Source organism: Rathayibacter oskolensis (genome assembly GCF_900177245.1).
In the GTDB taxonomy this organism is placed as follows: Bacteria; Actinomycetota; Actinomycetes; order Actinomycetales; family Microbacteriaceae; genus Rathayibacter; species Rathayibacter oskolensis.
Genome location: NZ_FXBM01000001.1, coordinates 493,534 through 520,106 on the forward strand (window position 1 = coordinate 493,534; position 26,573 = coordinate 520,106).

Genomic DNA, 26,573 nt, shown 5'->3' on the forward strand with positions numbered 1-26,573 from the left:
CCACGAGGAAGGCCCCGCCGGGAGACCGGCGGGGCCTTCCTCGTGTCACCGGCACGCCGGAGCGACCCACACGGGGGGTGACCTTTTCTCGGACTCCCGTGACAGAGCCCCCGGATGAATGGTTGACTTCTCTCACATCCGTCGGGTCGGCTCCCCCCAAGCCCCTCCCCTCGGAGTCGCAGCGGTGAGGAAACGCGCGGATGAGATTCGTGGTCGTCGTGCTGGCCGCCCTTCTCGCGGTGGTCGGTGCCGTCGTCGTGCCCGGAGGAGCGGCCGCGGCCGCCGAGATCGCCGCGCCACCCGCGGCCTGCGGTGTCGCCCAGCTCGCGCCCGTGCTCGCCGACGATCGGGTCGACGCGGTCGCGAGCGCCTCCGTCGTGCCGATCATCGTGCTGCACGGCTGGCTCGGGACGGCGACCCACGACGGCAGCCGGACAGGCGCCTTCTCCCACCTCGTCGATCTCGTCGCGACCGACGGCATCGACGAGCCGGCCACGACCTCGGAGCGGTCGGTGATCGGGACGCTCCAGCAGATCGAGGGCTCCGCGGTCTACACCTTCGACTACCGCGATCTCGCTGCGCGCTGGGTGACGGATCCGGGGATCGCCGACGCACTCGCCTCCTCCCTGGCCTGCCTCACCCGCGCGACCGGGAACAGGGCCGTCGTCGTCGCCCATTCGATGGGCGGCCTCGCCGCACGCCAGGCGCTCAGCCAGAGCGTCGACGGCGTCCCCGTCGAGACGATGGTGTCCGACGTGATCACCTTCGGCACGCCGAACACCGGGTCCGACCTCGCCGCGCGACTCGGCGAGATCGTCGACTCCACCGGGACCGTCAGCCCTGCGGTGGTCGCGGGCCTCGAGCCGCAGAGCCGGGTGGGCATCTCGGCCCTCCTCGCCTCCTGCGGAGACGCCGCGTCCGAGGACGCCGCGAACGCCGGGAGCTGCACGGGGATGCCCATGATCGACGCGCTCGCCTCGCAGGCGGGCATCGCGATGCGCACCGGTTCCGACGAGCTGTCCGTGCTCCCGCCGTGGCCGGCGAGCGTCCGCGTCGTCGCCCTCGCCGGCGACATCCAGGTCACGATCGCGGCGGTTCTGGGACTGCGAGTGGGTGCGGTCGATCTCGGTGACATCATCGTCGGAGCCCCTTCGGCCGAGGCGGGGGTGGACGAGTACGTGGTGTCGACCTGCCACTACACCCTGCTGTCGATGCCGGACGTGCCGGCCGTGATCGCGGAGCTCAACCCGCTCGCGCGACTGGGCGACGCGCTGCGCTTCTCGGCGATGGTGGTCGCGATCGACTCGAGCCCGTGCCACCACGCGAACCTCATGCGCAACGTCGACCTCGCCACCCGCGCGGGCGCCGAGGCCGCGAGCGCCGTGGCCATCACTCTCGCCGGCACCGCGGGACCCGGAGTGGACGGCTCCCCGTCGCTGCGCCACCTCCCGGCCGCGGACGACGCCCGCCGACGCCCGATGCGCTGACCGCGCGCCTCTCCGGCGCGGCGGAGCGACATGATGTCCCATCCTTTGACCTGGGCGACGATCGGGCTTAGCGTCGACGTGGCCGATGGGGCGGCCGAGGGGGGACAGGCAGCGCGGCCCGCACGGTCCTCGCACCGCTCGCGGGCCGCGCCCGTCGCCCCCGGGTCGTCTCCGGGCAGAGCGATGCTGCCGCTACGCTCGCAGGCAGCGGGGTCGCCTGACGCACTCCGCGCACCCTGCCGCCGGAGACCGCATGACCCAGAGCACCGAGCCCCTCGACGACCCCGTGCGTCCTCCGCGCCTGAGCCGTGAGCTGGTGCGCTCCCGCGTGCTCGACGCGGCGCTCGGGATCGTCAGGTCCGAGGGCCTCCGAGTCGGCGTCTCGCACCTCTCGCTCGAGGATGTCATCCGCTCGGCCGGCGTCCCGCGCAGCACCGTCTACCGGATCTGGCCGACCCGCCAGGACTTCTACGACGAGCTCGTCGCCGTGATCCCGGAGCGGATCCTCTCGACCCGGCTCGACCAGCCTGCGCTGCGCGAGGGCGACTCCTACCTCCACCGGCACGTCGACGACGCGCTGACGCCCGAGCGGGCTCGCGAGATCCTGATCGACTCGGTCGGCGTGGCGATCAGCACGAACTACGAGAACACCTTCGCCTCGCAGCACTGGCGCAACTTCGTCGCACTCGCCGGATCGGTCGACTCCTACGACGAGTCCGCCCGCACAGCGATCACCGAGGCTCTGCAGAAGCGGCAGGTCCACTTCATCGAGAACATGGCGAAGTACTACGAGCACACCTTCTCGGAGCTCGGGCTCCGGGTCCGCCCGGGTCTGGGCGGATACGCCGTCCTCGCCTCCGCGATCTCGTCCTACATCGAGGGACTCTGCGTCGCCCGGATCGCCGCTCCGGAGCTCGTGACCGGACCGGTCGGCCCCGGTGCGCCGTCGCTCGTCGTCGCCGGAGTGCTGATGCTCATCGACGGCTTCACCGAGCCCGTCGAGCAGGCGGGCGCAGAGGAGCAGGCCGGCGCAGAGGAGCAGGCCGGCGCAGAGGAGCAGGCCGGCCCGGAGGCTCGGGCCTAGTCCGCGACGGGTTCGAGCATCCCGTCGACGATCGACCGGATCGTGTACGCCGCAAGATGCCAGGGCACCGGCTCGCCGTCGACGCCGGGAGCCATCACGACCGAGTCGAGCTCGTCGCCGATCAGACGGCCGCGGTGCGCGAGTCCGTCGATCACGATCGCCGTCAGGTGGGCCAGCTGCAGCGTCGTGAACCCCGGCCTCAGCGTCCCGCCGAACTCCTCGAGCATCTCCTGGTAGAAGTCGCGCATGCGCTGCGTGAGCATGGTCTCGATCCGCTTCGCCGTCGCCTGCACGGCCTCGCGTGCCGGGCCCTCCTCCATCGAGAAGGTGCACGCCAGCAGGGCGTTGTACGACGACCAGTCGACGGAGCGGCGCAGGCTCTCGACGTTCGCGTTCGCGCCGATCCTGATCATCTCCCAGGCGACCGCGCGCCGGCCGGTCGCGCTCGTCAGCCGGTCCGAGAAGCGCTGGTGCACCTCCCGCATCTCCTGCTCCGCCTCGGGATCCGCTCCCTCGGCGAAGCGGTCCCGGACGAAGACCTCGCCGATGAGGTCGGCGACGAACTCCTCGCGCGTGCTCCAGATCCGGTAGACCGAGCTGCGCGGGACTCCCGCGAGCCGGATGTACTCCTCCATCGGCAGGTGGGCGAAGCCGACGGTCAGTCCGTTCACGGCGATCACCTCGCGGGCCGCCGCGAGCGTGCGCATCCGCACCTCGTCCGCGGGGAGCCTCCTCGAGCGCGTCGGCCGGTCGTCGGTGTCGTCCATGGTGAGAGGAGACTAGCCCCCCGTCCGGGTCGGCGGCGCGGCGGATCCCGAGCCCGACGGCGGCCCTTCGATCGAGACGGAATGTCCCGATCGCCACCGCGGCGGCCGTCGCTTCGGTACCGTCGCACTGGAGGCGTCTCCCGACCGCCTCCACGAGGGGTTCGACGTGCCTGAGATCGAGCGGTTCACCCTGACTGTCGTCGACGGTCTGGCGATCGAGCGCGCCGCGCTCCTCGCCCTGCTGGCCGATGCTCTACCGCAGTTCGCGACCGCCGAGTCGAGCGGGGATGCCGCGACCCCCGCCTCCGACACGATCGCGCTCCTGGATCTCGACCGCGTCGCCCCGGGCGACCTGACCCGGACGCTTGCCGAGGCCGCCGCGCGCTACCGCGGACTCGTCGCGCTGTCGGCGTCGAGCGCCCTGGAGTCGGTGCGGGCCGTCCTCCGCTCCGAGCGCTCGGCGTTCGTCTGGAAGGGGGACGACCCGGGCGAGCTCGTCGCAGCGGTCGTCTCCGTCGCCTCGGGCAGGACGTGGATCTCGGAGACCGCCCGCCGCGCGTTCCTCGCTGCGGGTGCCGACCGCAGGCCCGTCCTCAGCCCGCAGGAGAGCCGCGTGATGCGCTCCTACGGGTCGGGGACAGCGGTCAAGACCGTCGCGGTCGAGATGCGGATCGCCGAGCACACCGTGCGCACCTACATCAAGCGCATCAAGACGAAGTACCTCGAGGCGGGCGTGCCTCTGGAGTCACGGGTCGACTTCTACCGTCACCTCGACGGCCACGACGTCGCGCGCCGGAACGGCGGCGACCGGGTGCGGTCCGGCGCGCAGGAGGTGGGCCGACGTCTCGACGGCGATCCCGCCGCGTGAGGCGAGGAGGATCGCGTTGCCGGCGCTGCGGTGCTCGGCGAGCGAGGCGGATCCGACGATCGCGATGATCGGCAGCGCCGGTCGCACCCCCTCCACGAGCCGGTCCAGGCGCCGGTGGTCGGCGTCGTCGGCGACGTTCACCGCGAGCAGCCCCCGGTCGGCGACCCGCTCGGCGAGCGCCAGGAGGACGTCGGCGCGGTAGAACGCCTCCGGGATCTCGTCGCCGTCGTACACGTCGAGGACCACGAGGTCGGCCCGGAGGTCGGGGAGGGTCTGCGAGGCGTCCCCGGTGACGATGCGGAGCCGCGCACCGGCCGGAAGCGGCGCGTGCTCGAGCACGAAGTCGACCAGCCCCGCGGCCTCCTCCACCACGGTCTGCTCCGAGCCGGGGCGCGACCACGCCACGTACCGCGCGAGCGAGAGCGCACCCGCCCCGAGGTGCAGCACGCTCACGGCGCGGCCGGCGGGTGCGAGCGCATCGACGACGGCGCCGAGCCTCGCCATGTACTCGAGATCGAGCACCCCGGGGGAGCGCGGCTGGATCGAGGACTGCTCCGACCCGTCGATCTCGAGGACGAGCGATCCCTCCCTCAGCGGGTCGGGCTCGAGCGAGACGAGCCGGCCGTCGGGCAGACGGGAGGAGGGAGGCACTCCGCCACGCTAGCGCGCGCCTCGCGTCCCCCTTCGGCCGCGGCTACGGTTGCAGGCATGGCCGCCCTCATCCTCCTCGACGTCGACGGCGTCCTGAATCCGACCGTGACCAGCGACCGCGCAGCGGGCGGCCACCGGCTCGGGCTCGAGCCGGAACGGGAGGCACTGGTCCTCCGGCTCGCCGCCGTGGGCACGATCGTGTGGGCGACCACGTGGCCGCCGAAGCTCACCTCCGTCCTCGCGCGCGATCTCGGCCTGCCGGACGGGACGGAGGCGATCGTCTTCGGCGGTGGCCTTCCGCGCGATCCGCGGTTCCCCGGCCAGACCGGCAAGCTGCAGCCCGTGGCGGCCTGGCTCGAGGCGGCCCGTGAGCGCACGAGCATCGACGCGGTCGTCTGGATCGACGACAACCTGCGCGAGGACGCGTTCGCGTGGGCCTCCGTGCAGTCGACCCCGTTCCACCTGATCCGTCCCGACGCCGCTGCCGGCCTGACCGCCGAGGAGGTCGGCGGGGCGGAGGAGTTCCTGTCGGCCGTGACCTCCTCTGCGTCGTCACGCGGCGACTCCCGGGAATAGCGGCGGCCCCCGAGCTGGTTATGGTCACTCCGGGCGGTTTCGGCTGAGACGCCGCCGCCCGAGTCGCGGGCGCACCTGCCCCGCCGACCTCCGGTGCCCGTTCAGCGGCGCCGACCAGTCGTGACGACCTCCCCGATGCTCCGAAGGAAAGACACTGTGACGCTCCTCCCCACCCGCACCTCCCTGCGCGTCCTGCTCGGCACGACCGCGGCCGCCGCCGCGCTCGTCCTCGCCGGCTGCGCGCCCGCCTCCACCGAGGGCGTCGTCCAGGGGTCGACCGACGAGGGCACGACGACCGCGAACTCCGGGCTCACCCTCGCCGAGGTGCAGGACGCCGGGACGCTGACGATCGGCACCGAGGGCACCTACCAGCCGTTCTCGTACCACGCCGACGGCGGCACCGGCGAGCTCACCGGCTACGACGTCGACGTGATCACCGCGGTCGCCGAGAAGCTCGGAGTCGAGCCGGAGTTCGAGGAGACCCAGTGGGACGCGATGTTCGCGGGCCTCGACGGCGACCGCTTCGACGTCATCGCCAACCAGGTCTCGATCACCGACGAGCGCAGCGCCCAGTACGACTTCTCCGAGCCGTACTCGGTCAGCCCCGGCGTCGTGGTCGTCCCCGCCGACGACACCTCGATCACCTCGCTCGCCTCCCTCTCGGGCAAGACGACCGCGCAGTCGCTCTCGAGCAACTGGTACACGCTCGCGCAGGACAACGGCGCGCAGGTCGAGGGAGTCGAGGGCTGGGCTCAGGCCGTCGCCCTCGTCGAGCAGGGCCGGGTCGACGCGACCATCAACGACAGGCTGACCTGGCTGGACTGGTCGACCAACTACCCCGACCAGGCCGCCGGCCTCAAGGTCGCGGTGACCACCGACGACAGCTCCGAGAGCGCCTTCACCTTCCCGAAGGGCTCCGACGACCTCGTGGCCGCCGTCGACGACGCCCTCGACGAGCTCCGCGCAGACGGGACCCTCGCCTCGATCTCCGAGCGCTACTTCGGCGCCGACGTCTCGCAGTAGCCCTCCCAGCGAAGTACGACCCTCGGAGTGCCCACGCGCAAGGGCTGAGCGATTCCTCGACATGCGTGCCAGCATTTCGGGAAGCGGACGCGAGACGCTCCGCTCGACGTGACCACCTACGCTAGCCGACTGCGGTTCTCTCCCGCCTCCGGCGGGAAAGAACGAGATGGACACCGATCTCCTGCTCCGGTCGTTCTGGCCGATCCTCTCCGGAGGGATCGTCGGGACGATCCCGCTCGCGCTCTCGAGCTTCGTGCTCGGCCTCGCCCTGGCACTCGCGGTCGCGCTCATGCGGCTGTCGCGGGTGCGCGTGCTGTCGTGGATCGCGCGCTTCTACGTCTCCGTGATCCGTGGCACGCCCCTGCTCGTCCAGCTCTTCGTGATCTTCTACGGCCTGCCGAGTCTCGGGATCAAGATCGATCCGTGGCCGAGCGCGATCATCGCCTTCGCGCTGAACGTGGGCGGCTACGCGGCCGAGGTGATCCGCGCCGCGATCCTCAGCGTGCCCAAGGGCCAGTGGGAGGCCGCGCACACCATCGGGATGGGCCGTTCCCTGGCGCTCCGGCGGATCATCCTGCCGCAGGCCGCGCGCGTCTCGGTCCCGCCCCTCTCCAACACCTTCATCTCGCTGGTGAAGGACACCTCGCTCGCCTCGTTGATCCTCGTGACCGAGCTCTTCCGCCAGGCGCAGCAGATCGCCACCGCCTCCAGCGAGTTCATGCTCCTCTACCTCGAGGCCGCCCTCATCTACTGGCTCATCTGCCTCGTCCTCTCCAGCGGCCAGGGCCTCCTCGAGAAGCGATTGGACCGCTATGTCGCCCACTGACGCCTCCGTCGAGCCCCCGGTGCTCTCCGCCCGCGGGCTGCGCAAGTCCTTCGCCGGCATCGAGGTCCTGCGGGGCATCGATCTCGAGATCCGGAGGGGCGAGGTGATCGCCCTCATCGGTCCGTCGGGGTCGGGCAAGACGACGGTGCTGCGGTGCCTCAACAGCCTCGAGATCCCCGACGGCGGAACGGTGGAGCTGGCCGACGGCTCGGTGCTCGACTTCGGAGTCGGCGTCGGCAAGCGCGCTCTGACGACGCTGCGCGACCGTTCGGCGATGGTGTTCCAGCACTTCAACCTCTTCCCTCACCTCACCGTTCTCGAGAACGTCACCGAGGGTCCGCTGCGCGTCCAGCGGCGCAGCGCTGCCGAGGTGGTCCCGGAGGCGGAGGCGCTGCTCGAGCGGGTGGGTCTCGGCGGCCGCGGGGGCGCCTACCCCTTCGAGCTGTCCGGCGGGCAGCAGCAGCGTGTCGGCATCGTCAGGGCTCTCGCCCTGCGCCCTGATCTCCTGCTGTTCGACGAGCCCACCTCGGCACTGGATCCGGAGCTGGTCGGCGACGTGCTGTCGCTCATGAAGGAGCTCGCAGGGGAGGGCTGGACGATGCTCGTCGTCACACACGAGCTCGAGTTCGCGCGGCAGGTCGCGTCGGAGGTCGTCTTCATGGCCGACGGCGTGGTGGTCGAGCGGGGAGCTCCGGCGCAGCTCCTCCGCGAGCCGAGCCAGGCGCGCACGCGGCAGTTCCTGCACCGGCTCCTCCATCCCCTGGAGTGAGTTCGCCGGCCGGTTGCTGTCCCCCTTCCACGGGAGCCGCGCGGCGGACCCCGACTGCCCGTGGGCCGTGCTTATGCTGACCGAGTGACCTGGAACAGCGAAGCCGAGACCACGCGGATGCCCTCCGCGACCGAGAACGCCGGCGGTACCGGACCGCAGCCGACCCGCGAGTACGTCTGGCCGGAGCCGCAGCCCGGCGACCGTCCGCAGACCTCGGAGACCCCCTCCTCGCCCGTGGCGGCGTCCTCGCCCCTGGGCTCGGTGGAGGCCGAGCAGGAGCCGGTGCGCCGCTCGGGCAACCGCCTGGCCGGTCTCGCCATCGCACTGCTCACGACCGCGGTCTTCGCCGCTCTCCTGCTCGTCGCGCTGACCGCGATCCGCCTGCTCCTCGTCGAGGGGGTGACCGGAGATCCGCTCGCGGTGGCTCTCGAGCAGGGACCGACTCCCGGGTTCCTCGTCCCCGTGGCGGTCTTCTTCGTGGGCCTCGCGCTCATCGTGCTCGCCGTGAACCGCGCCGGCTGGTGGGCCTACGTGCTCGGCGGCTTCTTCGTCGCGCTGCTGACCGGCGCCGCCGCTCTGGTGGGCGGCTGGGTCGCGGTGGGAGGCGCCTCCGTGCCCGAGGACCGCGCCCTCCTCGTCGACTTCCTCCGCGACCCCGCCGTGCTGGCATCCGTCCTCGCCGCAGCGGTGCTCGCGCGGGAGGTGAGCGTCTGGGGCGGTGCGCTGATCGCGGGTCGCGCCCGCGGAGTCAAGCGCCGCAACGCCGAGCGCGAAGCCGCCGCGCAGTCGTGACGACCCCGGGGTCGGGCGAGCAGGGGCGCGCAGCGGGGCTCGGCTACGGCATCGCCCTCGCCGCGTTCGCCTCGTTCCTCTACCTCGCGCTCGTCGTCTGCGCGTTCGGGGTCCTGAGCCTGCTGCTCGATCAGGACGTCGTCCCGGAGCGCGACGCGGGGCCGCTGCTCGGACCCGTCTCGGTCGCGGTCTGCGTGCTGGCGGTGCTGCTCGCCATGATCACCCTGGCGGCGCGACCACGGGTGACCCGCGTCCTCGCACCCGCCCTGGCCACGGGCGTGATCGCCTACCTCCTCTTCCTCGTCGCAGGCGGAGCCCTGTACGGACTCGGCCGCGGCGAGCCGGGCGCGATCCTCGGCTACGCGCTCGATCACGCGGCGACCGCGTTCGCCGTCGCCACGGGAGTGCTGGCCGCTGTCGTCCAGGCCGTCTTCCTCCTCCTGCTGGCGCGACGGGACGCCGGAGGGCAGCGACCGCACTGGGGCTGGGAGGGCGACGAGCGCGAATGAGGCTCCGTGCTCGCCGAGGGCGAACCGCTCTCGGTTGACCGGCCCCGTCACTCCCCGTAATATTCTTCGGGTGTGCGCTTTGTCGTGCGCTCGTGTCGTGCCTCCGGGTCGGCGCCGGCGCGGCACTGTGCTCTACCGGGTCCGCAAGGGTCCGAGGGTTCGTCCGATCGGGCGGCCCCCACGGCATATCCGTCCTCCTCCCCAGCACGCCGCTCGTCGGCGTGCGGGGTGCGTCGGGTCCAGATGAACTCGGCCGCGTCCGGCGACGGACAGGTCGAATGTCGACCATCGATCCGCTGTCACCGTGCAGCATTCAAGGAGCAAACCAGTGCCAACGATTCAGCAGTTGGTCCGAAAGGGACGCACGCCGAAGGTCACCAAGACCAAGGCTCCCGCCCTGAAGGCCAACCCCCAGCAGCGCGGCGTCTGCACGCGCGTCTACACGACCACGCCCAAGAAGCCGAACTCGGCCCTCCGCAAGGTGGCCCGCGTGAAGCTCTCCAACGGCACCGAGGTCACCGCCTACATCCCCGGCGAGGGCCACAACCTGCAGGAGCACTCGATGGTGCTCGTGCGCGGCGGTCGCGTGAAGGACCTCCCCGGTGTCCGCTACAAGATCGTTCGCGGCGCCCTGGACACCCAGGCCGTCAAGAACCGCAAGCAGGCTCGCAGCCGGTACGGCGCGAAGATGGAGAAGAAGTAATGCCTCGTAAGGGCCCAGCTCCCAAGCGCCCCGTCGTCGCAGACCCCGTCTACGGCGCCCCGGTCGTCAGCCAGCTCGTCAACAAGATCCTCCTGGACGGCAAGAAGGGCCTCGCCGAGCGCATCGTCTACGGTGCCCTCGAAGGCGTGTCGGCCAAGAACGGCCAGGATGCGGTCGTCACCCTCAAGAAGGCGCTCGACAACGTCCGCCCGACCCTCGAGGTCCGCAGCCGCCGCGTCGGCGGCTCGACCTACCAGGTCCCGGTCGAGGTCAAGCCCCACCGCGCCAACACCCTCGCGCTCCGCTGGCTCACCAGCTACGCGAAGGCCCGTCGCGAGAAGACGATGACCGAGCGTCTCATGAACGAGATCCTCGACGCGTCGAACGGACTCGGCGCCGCTGTGAAGCGTCGCGAGGACACCCACAAGATGGCCGAGTCGAACAAGGCCTTCGCGCACTACCGCTGGTAGCGCACCCCGCGGCCGCTTCGAGCGACCGCGAACCCCCGGCCCGCGGCCTTCGCGTCGCGGGCCGGGGCCCGGCGGCGGATCGCCCGATCCACGCGGTCGGGCGACCGCCACCACCAGACCCAGCCGATCGGCCATGAACCCGTTGCGCTGGCTCCATCACCTATCGGAGGAACTCCGTGGCACAAGATGTGCTCACCGACCTGAACAAGGTCCGCAACATCGGCATCATGGCCCACATCGATGCCGGCAAGACCACCACCACCGAGCGCATCCTGTTCTACACGGGTATCACGCACAAGATCGGTGAGGTCCACGACGGCGCTGCCACGATGGACTGGATGGCGCAGGAGCAGGAGCGCGGCATCACGATCACGTCGGCCGCGACGACCTGCTTCTGGAACAAGAACCAGATCAACATCATCGACACCCCGGGTCACGTCGACTTCACCGTCGAGGTCGAGCGCTCGCTGCGCGTCCTCGACGGCGCGGTCGCGGTCTTCGACGGCAAGGAGGGCGTGGAGCCCCAGTCCGAGACCGTCTGGCGTCAGGCCGACAAGTACGACGTCCCGCGCATCTGCTTCGTCAACAAGATGGACAAGCTCGGCGCCGACTTCTACTACACCGTCGACACGATCATCAAGCGCCTCGGCGCGAAGCCGCTGGTCATCCAGCTGCCGATCGGTGCCGAGTCGAACTTCGAGGGCGTCGTCGACCTGGTCGAGATGCGCGCGCTCACGTGGCGCGGCGACTCCAAGGGTGACGTCGCGCTGGGCGCGAAGTACGAGATCGAGGAGATCCCCGCCGACCTCGCCGAGAAGGCGGCCGAGTACCGCCACAAGCTGCTCGAGACGGTCGCCGAGACCTCCGACGAGCTGCTCGAGAAGTACTTCGGCGGTGAGGAGCTGACCGTCGCCGAGATCAAGGCGGCGATCCGCAAGCTCACGGTCAACTCCGACATCTACCCCGTGCTCTGCGGTTCCGCGTTCAAGAACCGCGGTGTCCAGCCGATGCTCGACGCGGTCGTCGACTACCTCCCCTCACCGCTCGACGTCCCGGCCATCGAGGCCCACGACGTCCGCGACGAGGAGAAGGTCATCATGCGTCACGCCGACTCGACCGAGCCCTTCTCGGCGCTCGCGTTCAAGGTCGCGGTGCACCCGTTCTTCGGTCGTCTGACCTACGTCCGCGTCTACTCGGGCAAGCTCGACTCCGGCGCCCAGGTCATCAACTCGACCAAGGGCAAGAAGGAGCGCATCGGCAAGATCTTCCAGATGCACTCGAACAAGGAGAACCCGGTCGACTCCGTCACGGCCGGCCACATCTACGCGGTCATCGGCCTCAAGGACACCACGACCGGTGACACCCTGAGCGACCCCCAGGCACAGGTGGTGCTCGAGTCCATGACCTTCCCCGAGCCCGTCATCGAGGTCGCCATCGAGCCGAAGACCAAGGCCGACCAGGAGAAGCTCGGCACCGCGATCCAGAAGCTCGCGGAGGAGGACCCCACCTTCCGCACCGAGCAGAACCAGGAGACCGGTCAGACGGTCATCAAGGGAATGGGCGAGCTGCACCTCGACATCCTGGTGGACCGCATGAAGCGCGAGTTCAACGTCGAGGCCAACGTCGGCAAGCCGCAGGTCGCGTACCGCGAGACGATCCGTCGCACAGTCGAGAAGTACGACTACACCCACAAGAAGCAGACGGGTGGCTCCGGCCAGTTCGCGAAGGTCCAGATCACCATCGAGCCGATGGAGGTCGAGGCCGACAAGACCTACGAGTTCGTCAACGGCGTCTCGGGTGGACGCGTTCCCCGCGAGTACATCCCGTCGGTCGACGCGGGGATCCGCGACGCCATGCAGGTGGGCACGCTCGCCGGGTACCCGATGGTGGGCGTCAAGGCGACCCTGACCGACGGTGCCGCGCACGACGTCGACTCCTCCGAGATGGCGTTCAAGATCGCCGGCTCGATCGCGTTCAAGGAGGCGTCGCGCAAGGCGCAGCCCGTCCTCCTCGAGCCGCTCATGGCCGTCGAGGTCCGCACTCCCGAGGAGTACATGGGCGACGTCATCGGCGACATCAACTCGCGTCGCGGGATGATCCAGTCGATGGAGGACGCCACCGGCATCAAGGTCATCCGCGCCAACGTGCCGCTGTCCGAGATGTTCGGCTACATCGGCGACCTGCGCTCGAAGACCTCGGGCCGTGCCGTCTACTCGATGACCTTCGAGAGCTACTCCGAGGTCCCCAAGGCCGTGGCCGAGGAGATCATCCAGAAGAACAAGGGCGAGTAACTCAGCCCTCCCACCCCCGCCGTCCTCGTGGACGGCGGGGGCCTGGTAGTGTCGTGCGGGTTTGCTGCCGTACTCGAGTCGAAACCAGTACGACCACTGCCGGTAACATAAGTACACAAAACCCCCGCAAGCCCTCTGTCCTCGTGCCGCCCCGTGCGGCGTCGGATGCGGATGCTTGCACCTAAGTCCTGAGGAGGACCCACAGTGGCTAAGGCCAAGTTCGAGCGGACCAAGCCGCACGTCAACATCGGAACCATCGGTCACGTCGACCACGGAAAGACGACGCTGACCGCGGCGATCTCCAAGGTTCTCGCAGACAAGTTCCCGTCCGCCACCAACGTTCAGCGCGACTTCGCGTCGATCGACTCCGCTCCCGAGGAGCGCCAGCGCGGCATCACGATCAACATCTCGCACGTCGAGTACGAGACGCCGAAGCGCCACTACGCGCACGTCGACGCCCCGGGTCACGCCGACTACATCAAGAACATGATCACCGGCGCGGCTCAGATGGACGGCGCGATCCTCGTGGTCGCCGCCACCGACGGCCCGATGGCTCAGACCCGCGAGCACGTCCTCCTCGCCAAGCAGGTCGGCGTCCCCTACCTGCTCGTCGCGCTGAACAAGGCCGACATGGTCGACGACGAGGAGATCCTCGAGCTCGTCGAGCTCGAGGTCCGCGAGCTCCTCGCGTCGCAGGGCTTCGACGGCGACAACGCCCCCGTCGTCCGCGTCTCCGGCCTCAAGGCCCTCGAGGGTGACGAGGCGTGGACCCAGTCCATCCTCGACCTCATGGACGCCGTCGACGAGTCCATCCCGGACCCGATCCGCGACAAGGACAAGCCGTTCCTCATGCCGATCGAGGACGTCTTCACGATCACCGGTCGTGGAACCGTCGTCACCGGCCGTGCGGAGCGTGGAACCCTCGCTCTGAACTCCGAGGTCGAGATCGTCGGCATCCGCCCGACGCAGAAGACCACGGTCACCGGTATCGAGATGTTCCACAAGCAGCTCGACGAGGCCTGGGCCGGCGAGAACTGCGGTCTGCTCCTCCGCGGCACCAAGCGCGAGGACGTCGAGCGCGGCCAGGTCGTCGTCAAGCCGGGGTCGGTCACGCCGCACACCGACTTCGAGGGCACCGCGTACATCCTGTCGAAGGACGAGGGCGGGCGTCACAACCCGTTCTACGCGAACTACCGCCCGCAGTTCTACTTCCGCACCACCGACGTCACCGGCGTCATCACGCTGCCCGAGGGCACCGAGATGGTCATGCCCGGCGACACCACCGACATGACGGTCGCGCTGATCCAGCCGATCGCCATGGAGGAGGGCCTCGGCTTCGCCATCCGCGAGGGTGGACGCACCGTGGGTGCCGGAACGGTCACCAAGATCGTCAAGTAGGTTCTCCTACTGATCTCTCGAGAGGGGTCGTCCGCGTCATGCGGGCGGCCCCTCTCGTCGTCCCCGGGCTAGCGTGGTCGGCATGGTGTTCGTGAAGCGCGATCGCGGCGCTCGTCCGTCCTTCTTCGAGTGGGAGGCGGCGGGGCTCGCCTGGCTGCGCGCGGCGGAGGCCGAAGGGGGAGTGCGCTGCGTCGAGGTGGTCGAGGTCGGCGTCGGCAGCATCTCGCTCGAGGAGATCCCGACCGGGCGTCCCGGCGCCGGTGCGGCCCGCGCCTTCGGCCGAGCACTCGCGCGGACCCACGCGGCGGGAGCGCCGGCGTTCGGGTCCCCTCCCGACGGATGGGACGGACCCGCCTACATCGGGCGGCGCTCCATGCCCTGCGATCCGGTCGACTCCTGGGGACTGTTCTACGCCCAGCAGCGGGTGCGACCCTTCCTCGCCCCTGCGGTCGAGGCCGGCAATCTCAGTGCTGCGGAGGCGCGGACCGTCGAGCGCGCGCTCGTCCCGATCGGCGCGGGCGACTTCGACGACGGCGAGGAGCCGGCGCGCCTGCACGGCGATCTCTGGACGGGCAACGTGATGTGGTCGCCGGAGGGGGCGGTGCTGATCGATCCGGCCGCGCACGGCGGCCACCGCGAGACCGATCTGGCCATGCTGGCGCTGTTCGGGGCGCCGCACCTGTCCGAGATCCTCGCCGGCTACGAGGAGGTGCGCCCCCTCCGACCCGGCGCCGCCGACCGGGTGCCGCTGCATCAGCTGCACCCCCTCGCCGTGCACGCCGCCGGTCACGGTCCCTCCTACGGACGGGCCCTCGCCGACGCGGCGACGCGGGTCCTCGACCTCGTCGGCTGACCGCCGCCCTCCGTCCGCATCGTTCGTCCAGCCTCTCCCGAGACACTGGGGCGCGCTCGGCTCACGGGTGCGACGATCGAGGAGGAATCATGGTGGATCTCGGGAAGCTCGGCCGTCGTGCCGGCGAACTGCTCAACAGCGAGAAGGCGCAGGAGGCCCTGCGCAGCGAGAAGGCCGAGCGGGTCTCGGACCAGGTGCTCGAGAAGACCGGCGACATCGCCAGCCGTCTCACCGGCGGGAAGTACGACGAGCGCATCGAGGACCTGAAGCGGCAGGCCGACAAGCGCCTCGGCAACGAGTAGCGGTTCTCGCCGCCGCGTTCGTCAAGCCGTACCCGCGGGTCCGTCCTCGCCCTAACGTCGGAACGATGGCAGACGCGCGCAAGCAACGACTCCGCAGGACCGATTCGAGCGGGCGCGGCTACACCAGGGTCCGTGCCGGTTCGGGGTTCAGCTACCGCGATCCTCGCGGGACGACGGTCACCGACCCGGAGCTGCGCGCCCGCTTCGATCATCTCGGCATCCCGCCCGCGTGGAAGGACGTCTGGATCGCGCCCTACCCCAACGGGCACATCCAGGCCATGGGCGTCGACGCCGCTGGGCGCCGGCAGTACATCTACCACCCGACCTGGCGCGAGCAGAAGGACCGGATCAAGTTCGACCGTGCCCTCCGGCTGGCCGAGTCCCTCCCGAGTGCCCGCCGAGCGGTGACGATCGACCTCCGGGGCGAGAGGCCGACTCGGGAGCGGGCGCTCGCGACGGCGTTCCGGATGCTCGACACCGGCTCCCTCCGCGTGGGCAGCGAGCGCTACGCGAAGGAGCACGGGAGCATCGGCCTGTCGACGCTGCTGTGCGCGCACGCGACCACGCACGGCGACCGCGTCGCCCTGGCGTTCCCCGGCAAGAGCCACCAGGCCTGGACGAGCGAGATCCTCGATCACGATCTGGCGCGCGTCGTCCGGCTGCTGAAGCGGCGCGGCCCGAACGCCAGGCTCCTCGCGTGGAAGGACGGCAGGGAGTGGCGTCCGATCTCGGCCCCCGAGATCAACGACTACGTGCGCGAGCGCGCGGGCGACGACTTCACGGCGAAGGACTTCCGCACCCTTCACGGAACAGTGGCCGCCGCACTCAGCCTGGCGAAGGCGGGTCCGCAGCCCACGCAGCGCCTGCGGAACGCGGCCGTCGCGCAGGCGATGCGCGACGCCTCCTCCGTCCTCGGGAACACCCCGACGGTCGCGCGCGCCAGCTACGTGGACCCCCGGCTCCTCGATCACTTCCGCGCCGGGGAGACCATCGATCCCACCCGACCGGCGTCCGCCGAGACCACCCTCCGCGCTCTCCTGTTCGACTGACTCCCGAGACCTCCTGCCCCGGGATACCGGGGCAGGAGAGGGGCCCCGAGCGCGACACGCCCGGGTTGCACGGGTGGGGTATCTGTGGGAGACTCTTCTAGTTCAAAATTTCTGCCCACGCAGCGTGCTGCGGTCGGGTGGAACACTGCCAGGCAGTGCCGAGACGGCGCCGCAGCGGCTCGACCCGAGAGGGCGGCCCAGCGGATGCGTCATCGAGGCGGCGGGTAGCAGAACGAAACAACCGACAACTCAACGGGCTCTCCGTGCGTCGTGCGTTCTGCACGTCGGACGAGCGCCCTGAGTGCGGTGCTTTTGACAGAAGAACACTGGTGCACTTTTCCGGGTGACCGGAGTTCCTTCGCGAGCGCGTCCAATGCGAGGCGGGACCGAGAGGTCCGTCGCGTACGACGCAATAACAAGAGAGTGAGAGATCACACATGGCGGGACAGAAGATCCGCATCCGACTGAAGTCGTACGACCACGAGGTCATCGACACGTCGGCGCGCAAGATCGTCGACACGGTGACCCGTGCCGGAGCAACGGTCGTCGGCCCGGTGCCGCTTCCGACCGAGAAGAACGTGGTCTGCGTGATCCGTTCGCCTCACAAGTACAAGGACAGCCGCGAGCACTTCGAGATGCGCACCCACAAGCGCCTCATCGACATCATCGACCCGACGCCCAAGGCCGTCGACTCGCTCATGCGTCTCGACCTGCCGGCCGACGTCAACATCGAGATCAAGCTCTAAGGAGGAGTGCCACCATGTCTGTCACTGTTTCCCCCACGCTGAAGACCAGCAAGGGCCTCCTCGGCACGAAGCTCGGCATGACCCAGGTCTGGGACGAGAACAACAAGCTCGTCCCCGTCACGGTCATCGAGATCAGCCCCAACGTCGTGACCCAGGTCCGCACGGAGGAGAAGGACGGCTACACCGCCGTCCAGATCGCCGCCGGTGCCATCGACCCGCGCAAGGTGAACAAGCCCTCCGCCGGTCACTTCGACGCCGCGGGCGTCACGCCCCGCCGCCACCTCACCGAGGTCCGCACCGCCGACGCGAGCTCCTACTCGGCCGGCCAGGAGCTGACCGTGGACGCCGTCTTCGAGGCCGGCACCAAGGTCGACGTCGTCGGCACCAGCAAGGGCAAGGGCTTCGCCGGTGTGATGAAGCGTCACAACTTCAAGGGCGTCTCGTCCTCGCACGGTTCGCACCGCAACCACCGCAAGCCCGGTTCCATCGGCGCCTCCTCGACCCCCAGCCGTGTCTTCAAGGGCATGCGCATGGCGGGCCGCATGGGTGGCGAGCGCGTCACCGTGCTCAACCTCAAGGTGCACTCCGTCGACGCCGAGAAGGGCCTGCTGCTCGTCAAGGGCGCCGTCCCCGGTGCGCGCGGTCGCCTCGTGTTCGTTCGCAACGCCGTGAAGGGAGCGTAGTTCCATGGCTACCTCTGTCGACATCATCGACGTCCAGGGCCAGAAGGCGGGCTCGTTCGAGCTCCCCGCCGAGCTCTTCGACGTCCAGACCAACATCCCCCTCATCCACCAGGTCGTCGTGGCCCAGCTCGCCGCGGCGCGCCAGGGAACCCACAAGACGAAGAACCGTGGCGAGGTCTCCGGAGCCGGACGCAAGCCGTTCAAGCAGAAGGGAACCGGTCGCGCTCGTCAGGGCTCGATCCGCGCCCCGCACATGACCGGTGGTGGCGTCGTCCACGGACCGACTCCCCGCAACTACGCCCAGCGCACCCCCAAGAAGATGATCGCCGCGGCTCTGCTCGGCGCTCTCTCCGACCGCGCCCGCGGTGCCCGCATCCACGTGGTCGAGTCCCTCGCCCTCGGAGACACCCCGAAGACCAAAGACGTCCTCGTCCTGCTCGACGCCCTCTCGGTGTCGCGCAACGTCCTCGTGGTGCTCGAGCGCGACGACTACATCGCCGAGCTGTCGCTGCGCAACGTGCCGTTCGTGCACATCCTGCCGGTCGACCAGCTCAACGCCTACGACGTGCTCGTCTCCGACGACATCGTCTTCTCGAAGGCTGCGATCGACGCGTTCGTCGCCGTCAAGTCGGGCGCCGAGACCAAGAAGGAAGAGGTGAACGCATGAGCCAGTCCGCCGCGTTCAACAAGGACCCCCGCGACGTCATCATCTCCCCGGTGGTCTCCGAGAAGTCGTACGGCCTGATCGACGAGGGGAAGTACACCTTCGTCGTCGACCCGCGCTCGAACAAGACCGAGATCAAGCTCGCCATCGAGAAGATCTTCGGAGTCGAGGTCGCGTCGATCAACACCCTGAACCGTCAGGGCAAGACCCGCCGCACGAAGTTCGGCACCGGCAAGCGCAAGGACACCAAGCGCGCGATCGTCACGCTGAAGTCCGGCTCCATCGACATCTTCACGAACGTCGGCTGAGCCGAAGAAGCGTAGAGGAAAACAGACAATGGCTATTCGCAAGTACAAGCCCACGACCCCTGGTCGCCGCGGCTCCAGCGTCGCCGACTTCGCCGAGATCACCCGATCGACGCCCGAGAAGTCGCTCCTTCGCCCGCTGTCCAAGACCGGTGGCCGCAACAACTCCGGCCGCATCACGACGCGTCACATCGGTGGTGGCCACAAGCGCCAGTACCGCCTGATCGACTTCCGTCGCAACGACAAGGACGGCATCAACGCCAAGGTCGCTCACATCGAGTACGACCCCAACCGCACGGCGCGCATCGCGCTGCTCCACTTCGTGGACGGCACCAAGCGCTACATCCTGGCCCCGAACAAGCTCGCCCAGGGCGACATCGTGGAGTCGGGTGCCGGAGCTGACATCAAGCCCGGCAACAACCTGCCGCTGCGCAACATCCCGACCGGTACGGTCATCCACGCCATCGAGATCAAGCCCGGAGGCGGCGCCAAGCTCGCCCGCTCGGCCGGCGCCTCGGTCCGCCTCGTCGCCAAGGACGGCCCCTACGCGCAGCTCCGCCTGCCGTCGGGCGAGATCCGCAACGTCGACGCGCGCTGCCGCGCCACGATCGGCGAGGTCGGCAACGCCGAGCAGTCGAACATCAACTGGGGCAAGGCCGGCCGCATGCGCTGGAAGGGCGTCCGCCCGACCGTCCGCGGTGTCGCGATGAACCCGGTCGACCACCCCCACGGTGGTGGAGAGGGCAAGACCTCCGGTGGTCGCCACCCGGTCAGCCCCTGGGGTCAGTCCGAGGGACGCACCCGTCGCCCCAACAAGGAGAGCGACAAGCTCATCGTTCGCCGCCGCACCGCCGGTAAGAAGCGCAAGTAGGAGTTGTAGAAGATGCCTCGCAGTCTCAAGAAGGGCCCCTTCGTCGATGACCACCTGCTCCGCAAGGTGTTCACCGCTAACGAAGCCGGCAACAAGAACGTCATCAAGACCTGGTCGCGCCGCTCGATGATCATCCCGGCGATGCTGGGACACACCATCGCGGTCCACGACGGACGCAAGCACATCCCCGTGTTCGTGACCGAGACCATGGTCGGCCACAAGCTCGGCGAGTTCGCCCCCACTCGGACCTTCCGCGGTCACGAGAAGGACGACAAGAAGGGCCGTCGCCGCTAAGCGGCGACGAGAAGGAGGAGAGAAATGGTGGAGTCGATCGCACGCGTGCGACACATCCGCGTCACCCCCCAGAAGGCTCGCCGTGTCGTGAACCTGATCCGCGGCAAGCAGGCCCAGGAGGCCCTGGCCATCCTGAAGTTCGCAGAGCAGGGCGCTTCGGAGCCCGTCTACAAGCTCGTCGCCTCGGCGATGGCGAACGCTCGTGTCAAGGCCGATGCCTCGAACGAGTACCTCGACGACCAGGACCTGTTCGTGTCCCGCGCCTTCGTCGATGAGGGAACCACCCTCAAGCGATTCCAGCCCCGTGCCCAGGGTCGTGCCTTCCGCATCAACAAGCGCACCAGCCACATCACCGTCGTGCTGGCCACTCCTGAGGAGGGGACCAAGTAATGGGTCAGAAAGTAAACCCCTACGGTTTCCGTCTGGGAATCACCACCGACCACGTGTCGCGCTGGTTCTCCGACAGCACCAAGAAGGGCCAGCGGTACAGCGACTACCTCGCTGAGGACGTCAAGATCCGCCGGCTCCTCGCCACGCAGCTCGACCGCGCGGGCGTCGCCCGCATCGAGATCGAGCGCACCCGCGACCGCGTCCGCGTCGACATCCACACCGCCCGCCCGGGCATCGTGATCGGCCGCCGCGGCGCCGAGGCCGAGCGCATCCGCGCCGACCTCGAGAAGCTCACCGCCAAGCAGATCCAGCTCAACATCCTCGAGGTCAAGAACCCCGAGGCCGAGGCTCAGCTGGTCGCCCAGGGCATCGCCGAGCAGCTCTCCGCCCGCGTGGCCTTCCGCCGCGCGATGCGCAAGGGACTGCAGGGCGCGCAGCGCGCCGGCGCCAAGGGTGTCCGCATCCAGGTCTCCGGCCGCCTCGGCGGCGCCGAGATGAGCCGTTCGGAGTTCTACCGCGAGGGACGCGTGCCGCTGCACACCCTCCGCGCGAACATCGACTACGGCTTCTACGAGGCGAAGACCACCTTCGGCCGCATCGGCGTGAAGGTCTGGATCTACAAGGGCGACATCACCAACAAGGAGCTCGCCCGCGAGCAGGCGAACAGCAAGTCGTCGCGCCCCGAGCGCAGCGACCGACCGCGTCGCGCCCCCCGCCAGCAGAGCGAGGCGCCCGTCGCAGCAGGAGTTGAGGCATAACCATGTTGATTCCCCGTCGAGTCAAGCACCGCAAGCAGCACCACCCGGGTCGCTCGGGCCAGGCCACCGGCGGCACGAAGGTGTCGTTCGGTGAGTACGGCATCCAGGCCCTCACCCCCGCCTACGTGACCAACCGTCAGATCGAGTCCGCTCGTATCGCGATGACCCGTCACATCAAGCGCGGTGGAAAGGTGTGGATCAACATCTACCCCGACCGCCCGCTGACCAAGAAGCCCGCCGAGACCCGCATGGGTTCCGGTAAGGGCTCGCCCGAGTGGTGGGTCGCGAACGTCAAGCCGGGTCGCGTCCTCTTCGAGGTCGCCGGCGTCGAGGAGAAGCTCGCTCGCGAAGCGATGACTCGTGCCATTCACAAGCTGCCTCTCAAGGCACGCATCATCAAGCGCGAGGAGGGAGACGCGTAATGGCGATCGGATCCAAGGAGCTCGTCCCCACCGAGCTCGACACCTTCGAGGACGAGCGTCTCGTCTCCGAGCTGAAGAAGGCCAAGGAGGAGCTGTTCAACCTCCGCTTCCAGTCGGCCACCGGTCAGCTCGACACCAACGGCCGCCTGCGTGCCGTCAAGCGCGACATCGCCCGCATCTACACGGTCATCCGTGAGCGCGAGCTGGGCATCCGCGCCACCCCCGCACCCGTCGAGGCTCCGGCCAAGGCGGAGAAGAAGCCCAAGACCAAGAAGGCCGCCAAGGCCGAGGTCGAGGCGACCGAGTCGAACGAGGAGGCCAAGTAATGGCAACCGTCAATGACACCGCCGGCCACGAGTCGGCCGCCCACGACGTCAAGCAGGAGGGCGCTCGCGGCTACCGCAAGACCCGCCGCGGCTACGTCACCAGCGACAAGATGGAGAAGACCATCGTCGTCGAGGTCGAGGACCGCGTGAAGCACCCCCTCTACGGCAAGGTCATCCGCCGCACGTCCAAGGTCAAGGCTCACGACGAGCTGAACACCGCGGGCATCGGCGACCTCGTCGTCATCAGCGAGACCCGTCCCCTCAGCGCCACCAAGCGCTGGCGCCTGGTCGAGATCCTCGAGAAGGCCAAGTAGGCCGCGGCCTACTTGAGTTAGCAGGAGAGACACATGCTTCAGCAAGAATCCCGAGTGAAGGTCGCCGACAACACCGGCGCCAAGGAACTCCTCACGATCCGCGTCCTCGGTGGCTCCGGCCGCCGCTACGCCGGTCTCGGTGACATCATCGTCGCCACCGTCAAGGACGCGATCCCCGGTGGCAACGTGAAGAAGGGCGACGTCGTCAAGGCGGTCATCGTCCGCACCGTCAAGCAGACCCGTCGTCCCGACGGCTCGTACATCAAGTTCGACGAGAACGCCGCCGTGATCCTCAAGAACGACGGGGACCCCCGCGGCACCCGCATCTTCGGACCGGTCGGTCGCGAGCTCCGCGACAAGAAGTTCATGAAGATCGTCTCGCTGGCACCGGAGGTTATCTAGTCATGGCCAAGATCAAGAAGGGTGACCTCGTCCAGGTCATCTCGGGCGCTACCCAGGCCCGCGGCGGAGACCGCGGCAAGCAGGGCAAGGTTCTCGAGGTCCTGGTCGAGCGCAACCGAGTCGTCGTCGAGGGCGTGAACTTCGTCAAGAAGCACACCCGCGTCGGCCAGTCGCAGCGCGGCTCGAAGGAGGGCGGCATCGAGACCGTCGAGGCATCGATCCACATCTCCAATGTCGCGGTCGTCGACCCGAAGACCAAGAAGCCGACCCGTGTCGGCCACCGCAACGTGGCCGTCACCAAGGACGGCGTGACCAAGACCGTTCGCGTTCGCTACGCGAAGGCGTCGGGTGAGGAACTGTAATGACTGACACCACCGCAGTGGCTGCGAAGGTTCAGCCGCGGCTCAAGGCCAAGTACCAGGCCGAGATCATCGCCACGCTCAAGGAGCAGTTCGGCTTCACGAACGTCCACCAGGTCCCCGGACTGGTCAAGGTCGTCGTGAACACCGGTGTCGGCGAGGCTGCCCGCGACGGCAAGATCATCGACGGCGCCATCAAGGACCTCACCGCGATCACCGGCCAGAAGCCGCAGGTCACGAAGGCCCGCAAGTCCATCGCGCAGTTCAAGCTGCGCGAGGGTCAGGCGATCGGCGCGCACGTCACCCTCCGCGGTGACCGCGCGTGGGAGTTCCTCGACCGTCTGCTCTCGGTGGCGCTGCCCCGCATCCGCGACTTCCGCGGACTGTCGGACCGCCAGTTCGACGGCAACGGCAACTACACCTTCGGCATCACCGAGCAGTCGATCTTCCACGAGATCGACCAGGACCGCATCGACCGGGTCCGCGGCTTCGACGTGACCGTCGTGACCACCGCGAAGACCGACGACGAGGGTCGCGCGCTGCTCAAGCAGCTCGGCTTCCCGTTCAAGTCGGCGGACAACGCGTAGCAACACCTCGGAGCCGGGGAGCGGTGAGAACCGCTCCCCGGTTCTGTCTTTCCCGCCGCCTCCTCCCGGGGAGGCGGCGGGGCGGTTCCCCACGAACTCGGCCCTCGACCGCCGGCCCTCAGCCATGTAGCATGGCTCGTTGGCCTGCGTTCGCGCGGCCGCATGGGCGTCGACGTCGTCGGCGCCGTCCCACACCACAGGTCGTCACTCTTGTAAAGGGTGCCGAAACCAGGCGAGAAAGGCACCATCAGCCATGACCATGACTGATCCGGTCGCAGATCTGCTGACCAGAATCCGTAACGCGAACTCCGCGCACCACGACTCCATCACCCTCCCCGGCTCGAAGCTCAAGGCGCACATCGCCGAGATCCTCAAGCGCGAGGGCTACATCGCCGACTGGAAGGTCGAGGAGGCGCGCGTCGGCACGACGCTCTCCATCTCCCTCAAGTACGGCCCAAACCGCGAGCGCTCCATCGCCGGCATCAAGCGGGTCTCGAAGCCGGGTCTGCGCGTCTACGCGAAGTCCTCCGAGATCCCCACCGTGCTCGGCGGCCTCGGCGTCGCCATCCTGTCCACCTCGAGCGGTCTGCTGACCGACCGCCAGGCCGAGAAGAAGGGCGTGGGTGGGGAAGTCCTCGCCTACGTGTGGTAACCCCTCATGTCGCGTATTGGAAGACTCCCCATCGAGATCCCGACGGGCGTCGACGTCTCCGTCGCCGGATCCGTCGTCACCGTCAAGGGCCCCAAGGGCGAGCTGACGGTCTCGATCGCCAGCCCCATCCAGGTGTCCGTCGAGGGCAGCCAGGTGCTGGTCTCGCGCCCCGATGACGAGCGCGAGTCGCGCTCGCTCCACGGCCTCACCCGGACGCTCATCGCGAACGACATCATCGGTGTCACGCAGGGCTACTCCAAGGGCCTCGAGGTCGTCGGAACCGGTTACCGCGTGCTGGCGAAGGGCTCGGACATCGAGTTCGCGCTCGGCTTCTCGCACCCGGTCGTCGTCACCCCGCCCGCGGGCATCTCGTTCACGGTCGAGGGCAACAACAAGCTCACCGTGCACGGCATCTCGAAGCAGGCCGTCGGTGAGGTGGCCGCCAACATTCGTAAGATCCGCAAGCCCGAGCCCTACAAGGGCAAGGGCGTGCGCTACGCCGGCGAGGTCGTTCGCCGCAAGGCCGGAAAGAGCGGTAAGTGATCATGGGACTCGGAACCAGAGGAAAGAGCAAGTCCGCTGCTCGCGGTCGTCGTCACGACCGCCTGCGCAAGAAGGTCGTCGGATCCGCCGAGCGCCCCCGCCTCGTCGTCAACCGCTCGGCCCGCCACGTCTTCGTGCAGGTCGTCGACGACGCCCAGGGTCGTACCCTCGCGTCCGCGTCGACCCTCGAGGCCGACCTCCGCGTGTTCGACGGCGACAAGACCGCCAAGGCCCGCAAGGTCGGCGAGCTGGTCGCGGAGCGCGCCAAGAACGCCGGAGTCGAGGCGGTCGTCTTCGACCGCGGCGGCAACAAGTACGCCGGTCGCGTCGCCGCGATCGCCGATGGAGCACGAGAGGCAGGGCTCAACCTGTGACCCCCGCAGAGAACAAGGAACCCGAGGTCGCCGCCGTGTCGGAGGCCCCCGTCGAGACCGCTGCGTCCACGCAGCCGCAGCAGGAGGCTCGCGAGCCCCGCCGCGGCGGCCGCGACCGCAACCAGGGCGGCCGCGACCGCGGGGGACGTGACTCCGATAAGAGCCAGTTCCTCGAGCGCGTCGTCACCATCAACCGCGTGTCCAAGGTCGTCAAGGGCGGTCGTCGCTTCAGCTTCACCGCGCTCGTCGTCGTCGGCGACGGCAACGGACTGGTGGGCGTCGGCTACGGCAAGGCCCGCGAGGTCCCGACCGCCATCTCCAAGGGCGTCGAGGAGGCGAAGAAGAACTTCTTCCGCGTCCCGCGCGTCGGCTCGACCATCCCGCACCCCGTCCAGGGTGAGGCCGCTGCCGGTGTGGTGCTCCTGCGCCCCGCCGCCGCGGGTGCCGGTGTCATCGCCGGCGGTCCCGTCCGCGCCGTGCTCGAGTGCGCCGGCATCCACGACGTGCTGAGCAAGTCGCTCGGCTCGTCGAACACCATCAACATCGTCCACGCGACCGTCGAGGCTCTCCAGCAGCTCGAGGAGCCGCGCGCCGTCGCCGCCCGTCGTGGTCTCGACTTCGACCAGGTCGCGCCGGCCCGTCTCGTCCGTGCCGAGGCCGACGCCCTCGCCGCCGCGTCCAACGCGAAGGCAGGTGCCTGATGGCCCAGCTCAAGGTGACCCAGATCAAGTCGAAGGTCAGCGAGAAGCAGTACCAGCGCGACACGCTGCGCTCGCTCGGCCTCAGGAAGATCGGTCAGAGCGTCGTCCGCGAGGACAACTCTCAGAACCGCGGATACGTGAAGACCGTCGCCCACCTGGTGAAGGTCGAGGAGATTGACTAATGGCTGACAAGAACCAGGCCGTCGCGACGGAGTCCACGACTCCGGCGCAGGCCTCCACGAAGAAGGGCGCCTCCGAGGCGCCCGCCACCAAGGAGCAGGTGCTCAAGGTCCACCACCTCCGCCCCGCCGCCGGCGCCAAGAAGGCGAAGACGCGCGTCGGTCGTGGTGAGGGATCCAAGGGCAAGACCGCCGGTCGCGGCACCAAGGGCACCAGGGCTCGCAACCAGGTCCGCCTCGGGTTCGAGGGTGGGCAGATGCCTCTGCACATGCGCACTCCCAAGCTGCGCGGGTTCAAGAACCCGTTCCGCGTCGAGTACCAGGTCGTGAACCTGTCCGCCCTCTCGGAGCTCTACCCTCAGGGCGGCGACGTCACCATCGGCGACCTCGTCGCCAAGGGTGCCGTTCGCAAGAACGAGAAGGTGAAGGTCCTCGGCGACGGCGACATTGCGGTTAAGCTGAACGTCGCAGTCGACAAGGTCTCCAGCTCCGCGGAGCAGAAGATCGTCGCTGCGGGCGGATCCATCAAGTAGCACCACGCGACTTGTCGGTCGAGCTTGCCACGCCGACTCCCTCAGGGCCTCA

Annotated in this window: 37 protein-coding genes; 36 read left to right on the forward strand and 1 reads right to left on the reverse strand. The window is 69.0% G+C overall.

Translation table 11 applies throughout. The features are described from left to right. The first annotated feature begins 200 nt into the window (after positions 1 to 200). Positions 201 to 1,487, forward strand: a complete 1,287-nt coding sequence (locus B9Y99_RS02430; protein WP_085475004.1) for an esterase/lipase family protein — start codon at positions 201 to 203, stop codon at positions 1,485 to 1,487. A 253-nt stretch (positions 1,488 to 1,740) separates the two neighbouring features. Then, positions 1,741 to 2,571, forward strand: coding sequence for a TetR/AcrR family transcriptional regulator (locus tag B9Y99_RS02435; protein ID WP_085475005.1), 831 nt, complete (start codon positions 1,741 to 1,743; stop codon positions 2,569 to 2,571). On the opposite strand, the gene B9Y99_RS02440 is transcribed toward B9Y99_RS02435, so the two are convergent. Continuing rightward, complete coding sequence (locus B9Y99_RS02440) at positions 2,568 to 3,338, reverse strand: hypothetical protein (RefSeq protein ID WP_085475006.1); 771 nt, start codon at positions 3,336 to 3,338, stop codon at positions 2,568 to 2,570. The two genes, B9Y99_RS02435 and B9Y99_RS02440, sit on opposite strands and share 4 nt — an antisense overlap. Positions 3,339 to 3,504: 166 nt before the next feature. Here B9Y99_RS02440 and B9Y99_RS02445 point away from each other — a divergent pair, with 166 nt between their 5' ends. From B9Y99_RS02445 to rplO, 34 genes are all read left to right on the forward strand, one after another. Then, complete coding sequence (locus B9Y99_RS02445) at positions 3,505 to 4,206, forward strand: LuxR C-terminal-related transcriptional regulator (protein ID WP_085475007.1); 702 nt, start codon at positions 3,505 to 3,507, stop codon at positions 4,204 to 4,206. A 708-nt stretch (positions 4,207 to 4,914) separates the two neighbouring features. Then, positions 4,915 to 5,433, forward strand: coding sequence for an HAD domain-containing protein (locus tag B9Y99_RS02450; RefSeq protein WP_085475008.1), 519 nt, complete (start codon positions 4,915 to 4,917; stop codon positions 5,431 to 5,433). A 156-nt stretch (positions 5,434 to 5,589) separates the two neighbouring features. Beyond that, entirely contained in the window at positions 5,590 to 6,456 is an 867-nt protein-coding gene (locus B9Y99_RS02455; protein WP_244274748.1) for an amino acid ABC transporter substrate-binding protein, read from the forward strand. A gap of 166 nt (positions 6,457 to 6,622) precedes the next feature. Further along, a complete protein-coding gene (locus B9Y99_RS02460) occupies positions 6,623 to 7,282 on the forward strand; it encodes an amino acid ABC transporter permease (protein WP_085475010.1) in 660 nt (219 codons plus the stop codon). Then, the gene (locus tag B9Y99_RS02465) at positions 7,269 to 8,051 is read left to right on the forward strand and encodes an amino acid ABC transporter ATP-binding protein (protein ID WP_085475011.1); all 783 of its coding nucleotides are present in this window, start codon (positions 7,269 to 7,271) and stop codon (positions 8,049 to 8,051) included. Before B9Y99_RS02460 ends, B9Y99_RS02465 begins: the two co-directional genes overlap by 14 nt. Positions 8,052 to 8,135: 84 nt before the next feature. Further along, positions 8,136 to 8,843, forward strand: coding sequence for a hypothetical protein (locus B9Y99_RS02470; RefSeq protein WP_129587867.1), 708 nt, complete (start codon positions 8,136 to 8,138; stop codon positions 8,841 to 8,843). Next, positions 8,840 to 9,352, forward strand: coding sequence for a DUF6121 family protein (locus tag B9Y99_RS02475; RefSeq protein WP_085475013.1), 513 nt, complete (start codon positions 8,840 to 8,842; stop codon positions 9,350 to 9,352). The genes B9Y99_RS02470 and B9Y99_RS02475 overlap by 4 nt, the downstream gene beginning before the upstream one ends. Positions 9,353 to 9,680: 328 nt before the next feature. Next, positions 9,681 to 10,055, forward strand: a complete 375-nt coding sequence (gene rpsL / locus B9Y99_RS02480) for a 30S ribosomal protein S12 (protein WP_011186743.1) — start codon at positions 9,681 to 9,683, stop codon at positions 10,053 to 10,055. Then, on the forward strand, positions 10,055 to 10,525 hold the full coding sequence (gene rpsG, locus B9Y99_RS02485) for a 30S ribosomal protein S7 (RefSeq protein WP_055787043.1): 471 nt from the start codon (positions 10,055 to 10,057) through the stop codon (positions 10,523 to 10,525). The genes rpsL and rpsG overlap by 1 nt, the downstream gene beginning before the upstream one ends. Before the next feature lie 176 nt (positions 10,526 to 10,701). Continuing rightward, positions 10,702 to 12,816, forward strand: a complete 2,115-nt coding sequence (fusA, locus tag B9Y99_RS02490; protein WP_085475014.1) for an elongation factor G — start codon at positions 10,702 to 10,704, stop codon at positions 12,814 to 12,816. A gap of 204 nt (positions 12,817 to 13,020) precedes the next feature. Continuing rightward, positions 13,021 to 14,214: an elongation factor Tu gene (gene tuf, locus B9Y99_RS02495; RefSeq protein WP_056037348.1), complete on the forward strand. Its 1,194-nt coding sequence runs from the start codon at positions 13,021 to 13,023 to the stop codon at positions 14,212 to 14,214. Between the two features lie 82 nt (positions 14,215 to 14,296). Then, a complete protein-coding gene (locus B9Y99_RS02500; RefSeq protein ID WP_085475015.1) occupies positions 14,297 to 15,067 on the forward strand; it encodes a fructosamine kinase family protein in 771 nt (256 codons plus the stop codon). An 89-nt stretch (positions 15,068 to 15,156) separates the two neighbouring features. Then, the gene (locus tag B9Y99_RS02505) at positions 15,157 to 15,369 is read left to right on the forward strand and encodes an antitoxin (protein WP_085475016.1); all 213 of its coding nucleotides are present in this window, start codon (positions 15,157 to 15,159) and stop codon (positions 15,367 to 15,369) included. A 65-nt stretch (positions 15,370 to 15,434) separates the two neighbouring features. After that, positions 15,435 to 16,418 carry a DNA topoisomerase IB gene (locus B9Y99_RS02510; protein WP_085475017.1) on the forward strand — a complete coding sequence of 328 codons (984 nt, stop codon included), beginning with the start codon at positions 15,435 to 15,437 and terminating at the stop codon, positions 16,416 to 16,418. A gap of 437 nt (positions 16,419 to 16,855) precedes the next feature. Then, entirely contained in the window at positions 16,856 to 17,164 is a 309-nt protein-coding gene (gene rpsJ / locus B9Y99_RS02515; RefSeq protein WP_005050520.1) for a 30S ribosomal protein S10, read from the forward strand. Positions 17,165 to 17,178: 14 nt separating this feature from the next. After that, positions 17,179 to 17,847 (forward strand): 50S ribosomal protein L3, encoded by a 669-nt coding sequence (gene rplC / locus B9Y99_RS02520; protein ID WP_085475018.1) that lies wholly within the window; start codon positions 17,179 to 17,181, stop codon positions 17,845 to 17,847. Positions 17,848 to 17,851: 4 nt separating this feature from the next. Next, positions 17,852 to 18,514 (forward strand): 50S ribosomal protein L4, encoded by a 663-nt coding sequence (rplD, locus tag B9Y99_RS02525; protein ID WP_085475019.1) that lies wholly within the window; start codon positions 17,852 to 17,854, stop codon positions 18,512 to 18,514. After that, positions 18,511 to 18,819 (forward strand): 50S ribosomal protein L23, encoded by a 309-nt coding sequence (rplW, locus tag B9Y99_RS02530; RefSeq protein WP_085475020.1) that lies wholly within the window; start codon positions 18,511 to 18,513, stop codon positions 18,817 to 18,819. The genes rplD and rplW overlap by 4 nt, the downstream gene beginning before the upstream one ends. Positions 18,820 to 18,847: 28 nt before the next feature. Then, positions 18,848 to 19,687 carry a 50S ribosomal protein L2 gene (rplB, locus tag B9Y99_RS02535; protein ID WP_085475021.1) on the forward strand — a complete coding sequence of 280 codons (840 nt, stop codon included), beginning with the start codon at positions 18,848 to 18,850 and terminating at the stop codon, positions 19,685 to 19,687. 12 nt (positions 19,688 to 19,699) lie between these two features. After that, positions 19,700 to 19,981, forward strand: a complete 282-nt coding sequence (rpsS, locus tag B9Y99_RS02540; protein WP_055787078.1) for a 30S ribosomal protein S19 — start codon at positions 19,700 to 19,702, stop codon at positions 19,979 to 19,981. 24 nt (positions 19,982 to 20,005) lie between these two features. After that, positions 20,006 to 20,371 (forward strand): 50S ribosomal protein L22, encoded by a 366-nt coding sequence (rplV, locus tag B9Y99_RS02545; RefSeq protein WP_082498847.1) that lies wholly within the window; start codon positions 20,006 to 20,008, stop codon positions 20,369 to 20,371. Next, on the forward strand, positions 20,371 to 21,129 hold the full coding sequence (gene rpsC, locus B9Y99_RS02550) for a 30S ribosomal protein S3 (protein ID WP_085475022.1): 759 nt from the start codon (positions 20,371 to 20,373) through the stop codon (positions 21,127 to 21,129). Before rplV ends, rpsC begins: the two co-directional genes overlap by 1 nt. 2 nt (positions 21,130 to 21,131) lie before the next feature. Further along, complete coding sequence (rplP, locus tag B9Y99_RS02555; protein ID WP_085475023.1) at positions 21,132 to 21,551, forward strand: 50S ribosomal protein L16; 420 nt, start codon at positions 21,132 to 21,134, stop codon at positions 21,549 to 21,551. Continuing rightward, positions 21,551 to 21,877 (forward strand): 50S ribosomal protein L29, encoded by a 327-nt coding sequence (gene rpmC / locus B9Y99_RS02560; RefSeq protein WP_085475024.1) that lies wholly within the window; start codon positions 21,551 to 21,553, stop codon positions 21,875 to 21,877. Before rplP ends, rpmC begins: the two co-directional genes overlap by 1 nt. Then, positions 21,877 to 22,191 (forward strand): 30S ribosomal protein S17, encoded by a 315-nt coding sequence (rpsQ, locus tag B9Y99_RS02565; RefSeq protein ID WP_085475025.1) that lies wholly within the window; start codon positions 21,877 to 21,879, stop codon positions 22,189 to 22,191. Before rpmC ends, rpsQ begins: the two co-directional genes overlap by 1 nt. Positions 22,192 to 22,224: 33 nt before the next feature. Beyond that, positions 22,225 to 22,593: a 50S ribosomal protein L14 gene (gene rplN, locus B9Y99_RS02570; RefSeq protein ID WP_055787095.1), complete on the forward strand. Its 369-nt coding sequence runs from the start codon at positions 22,225 to 22,227 to the stop codon at positions 22,591 to 22,593. A gap of 2 nt (positions 22,594 to 22,595) precedes the next feature. Beyond that, the gene (gene rplX, locus B9Y99_RS02575; RefSeq protein WP_085475026.1) at positions 22,596 to 22,955 is read left to right on the forward strand and encodes a 50S ribosomal protein L24; all 360 of its coding nucleotides are present in this window, start codon (positions 22,596 to 22,598) and stop codon (positions 22,953 to 22,955) included. After that, a complete protein-coding gene (rplE, locus tag B9Y99_RS02580) occupies positions 22,955 to 23,539 on the forward strand; it encodes a 50S ribosomal protein L5 (protein ID WP_085475027.1) in 585 nt (194 codons plus the stop codon). Before rplX ends, rplE begins: the two co-directional genes overlap by 1 nt. A 253-nt stretch (positions 23,540 to 23,792) precedes the next feature. Then, the gene (rpsH, locus tag B9Y99_RS02585; protein ID WP_085475028.1) at positions 23,793 to 24,191 is read left to right on the forward strand and encodes a 30S ribosomal protein S8; all 399 of its coding nucleotides are present in this window, start codon (positions 23,793 to 23,795) and stop codon (positions 24,189 to 24,191) included. A gap of 6 nt (positions 24,192 to 24,197) precedes the next feature. Then, positions 24,198 to 24,734 (forward strand): 50S ribosomal protein L6, encoded by a 537-nt coding sequence (rplF, locus tag B9Y99_RS02590; RefSeq protein WP_085475029.1) that lies wholly within the window; start codon positions 24,198 to 24,200, stop codon positions 24,732 to 24,734. Positions 24,735 to 24,736: 2 nt separating this feature from the next. Next, entirely contained in the window at positions 24,737 to 25,108 is a 372-nt protein-coding gene (gene rplR, locus B9Y99_RS02595) for a 50S ribosomal protein L18 (protein ID WP_056037296.1), read from the forward strand. Next, the gene (rpsE, locus tag B9Y99_RS02600) at positions 25,105 to 25,809 is read left to right on the forward strand and encodes a 30S ribosomal protein S5 (protein ID WP_085475030.1); all 705 of its coding nucleotides are present in this window, start codon (positions 25,105 to 25,107) and stop codon (positions 25,807 to 25,809) included. The genes rplR and rpsE overlap by 4 nt, the downstream gene beginning before the upstream one ends. Beyond that, positions 25,809 to 25,991, forward strand: coding sequence for a 50S ribosomal protein L30 (gene rpmD, locus B9Y99_RS02605; protein WP_173232138.1), 183 nt, complete (start codon positions 25,809 to 25,811; stop codon positions 25,989 to 25,991). The genes rpsE and rpmD overlap by 1 nt, the downstream gene beginning before the upstream one ends. Further along, positions 25,991 to 26,521: a 50S ribosomal protein L15 gene (rplO, locus tag B9Y99_RS02610; RefSeq protein WP_085475031.1), complete on the forward strand. Its 531-nt coding sequence runs from the start codon at positions 25,991 to 25,993 to the stop codon at positions 26,519 to 26,521. Before rpmD ends, rplO begins: the two co-directional genes overlap by 1 nt. Positions 26,522 to 26,573: the final 52 nt, after the last annotated feature.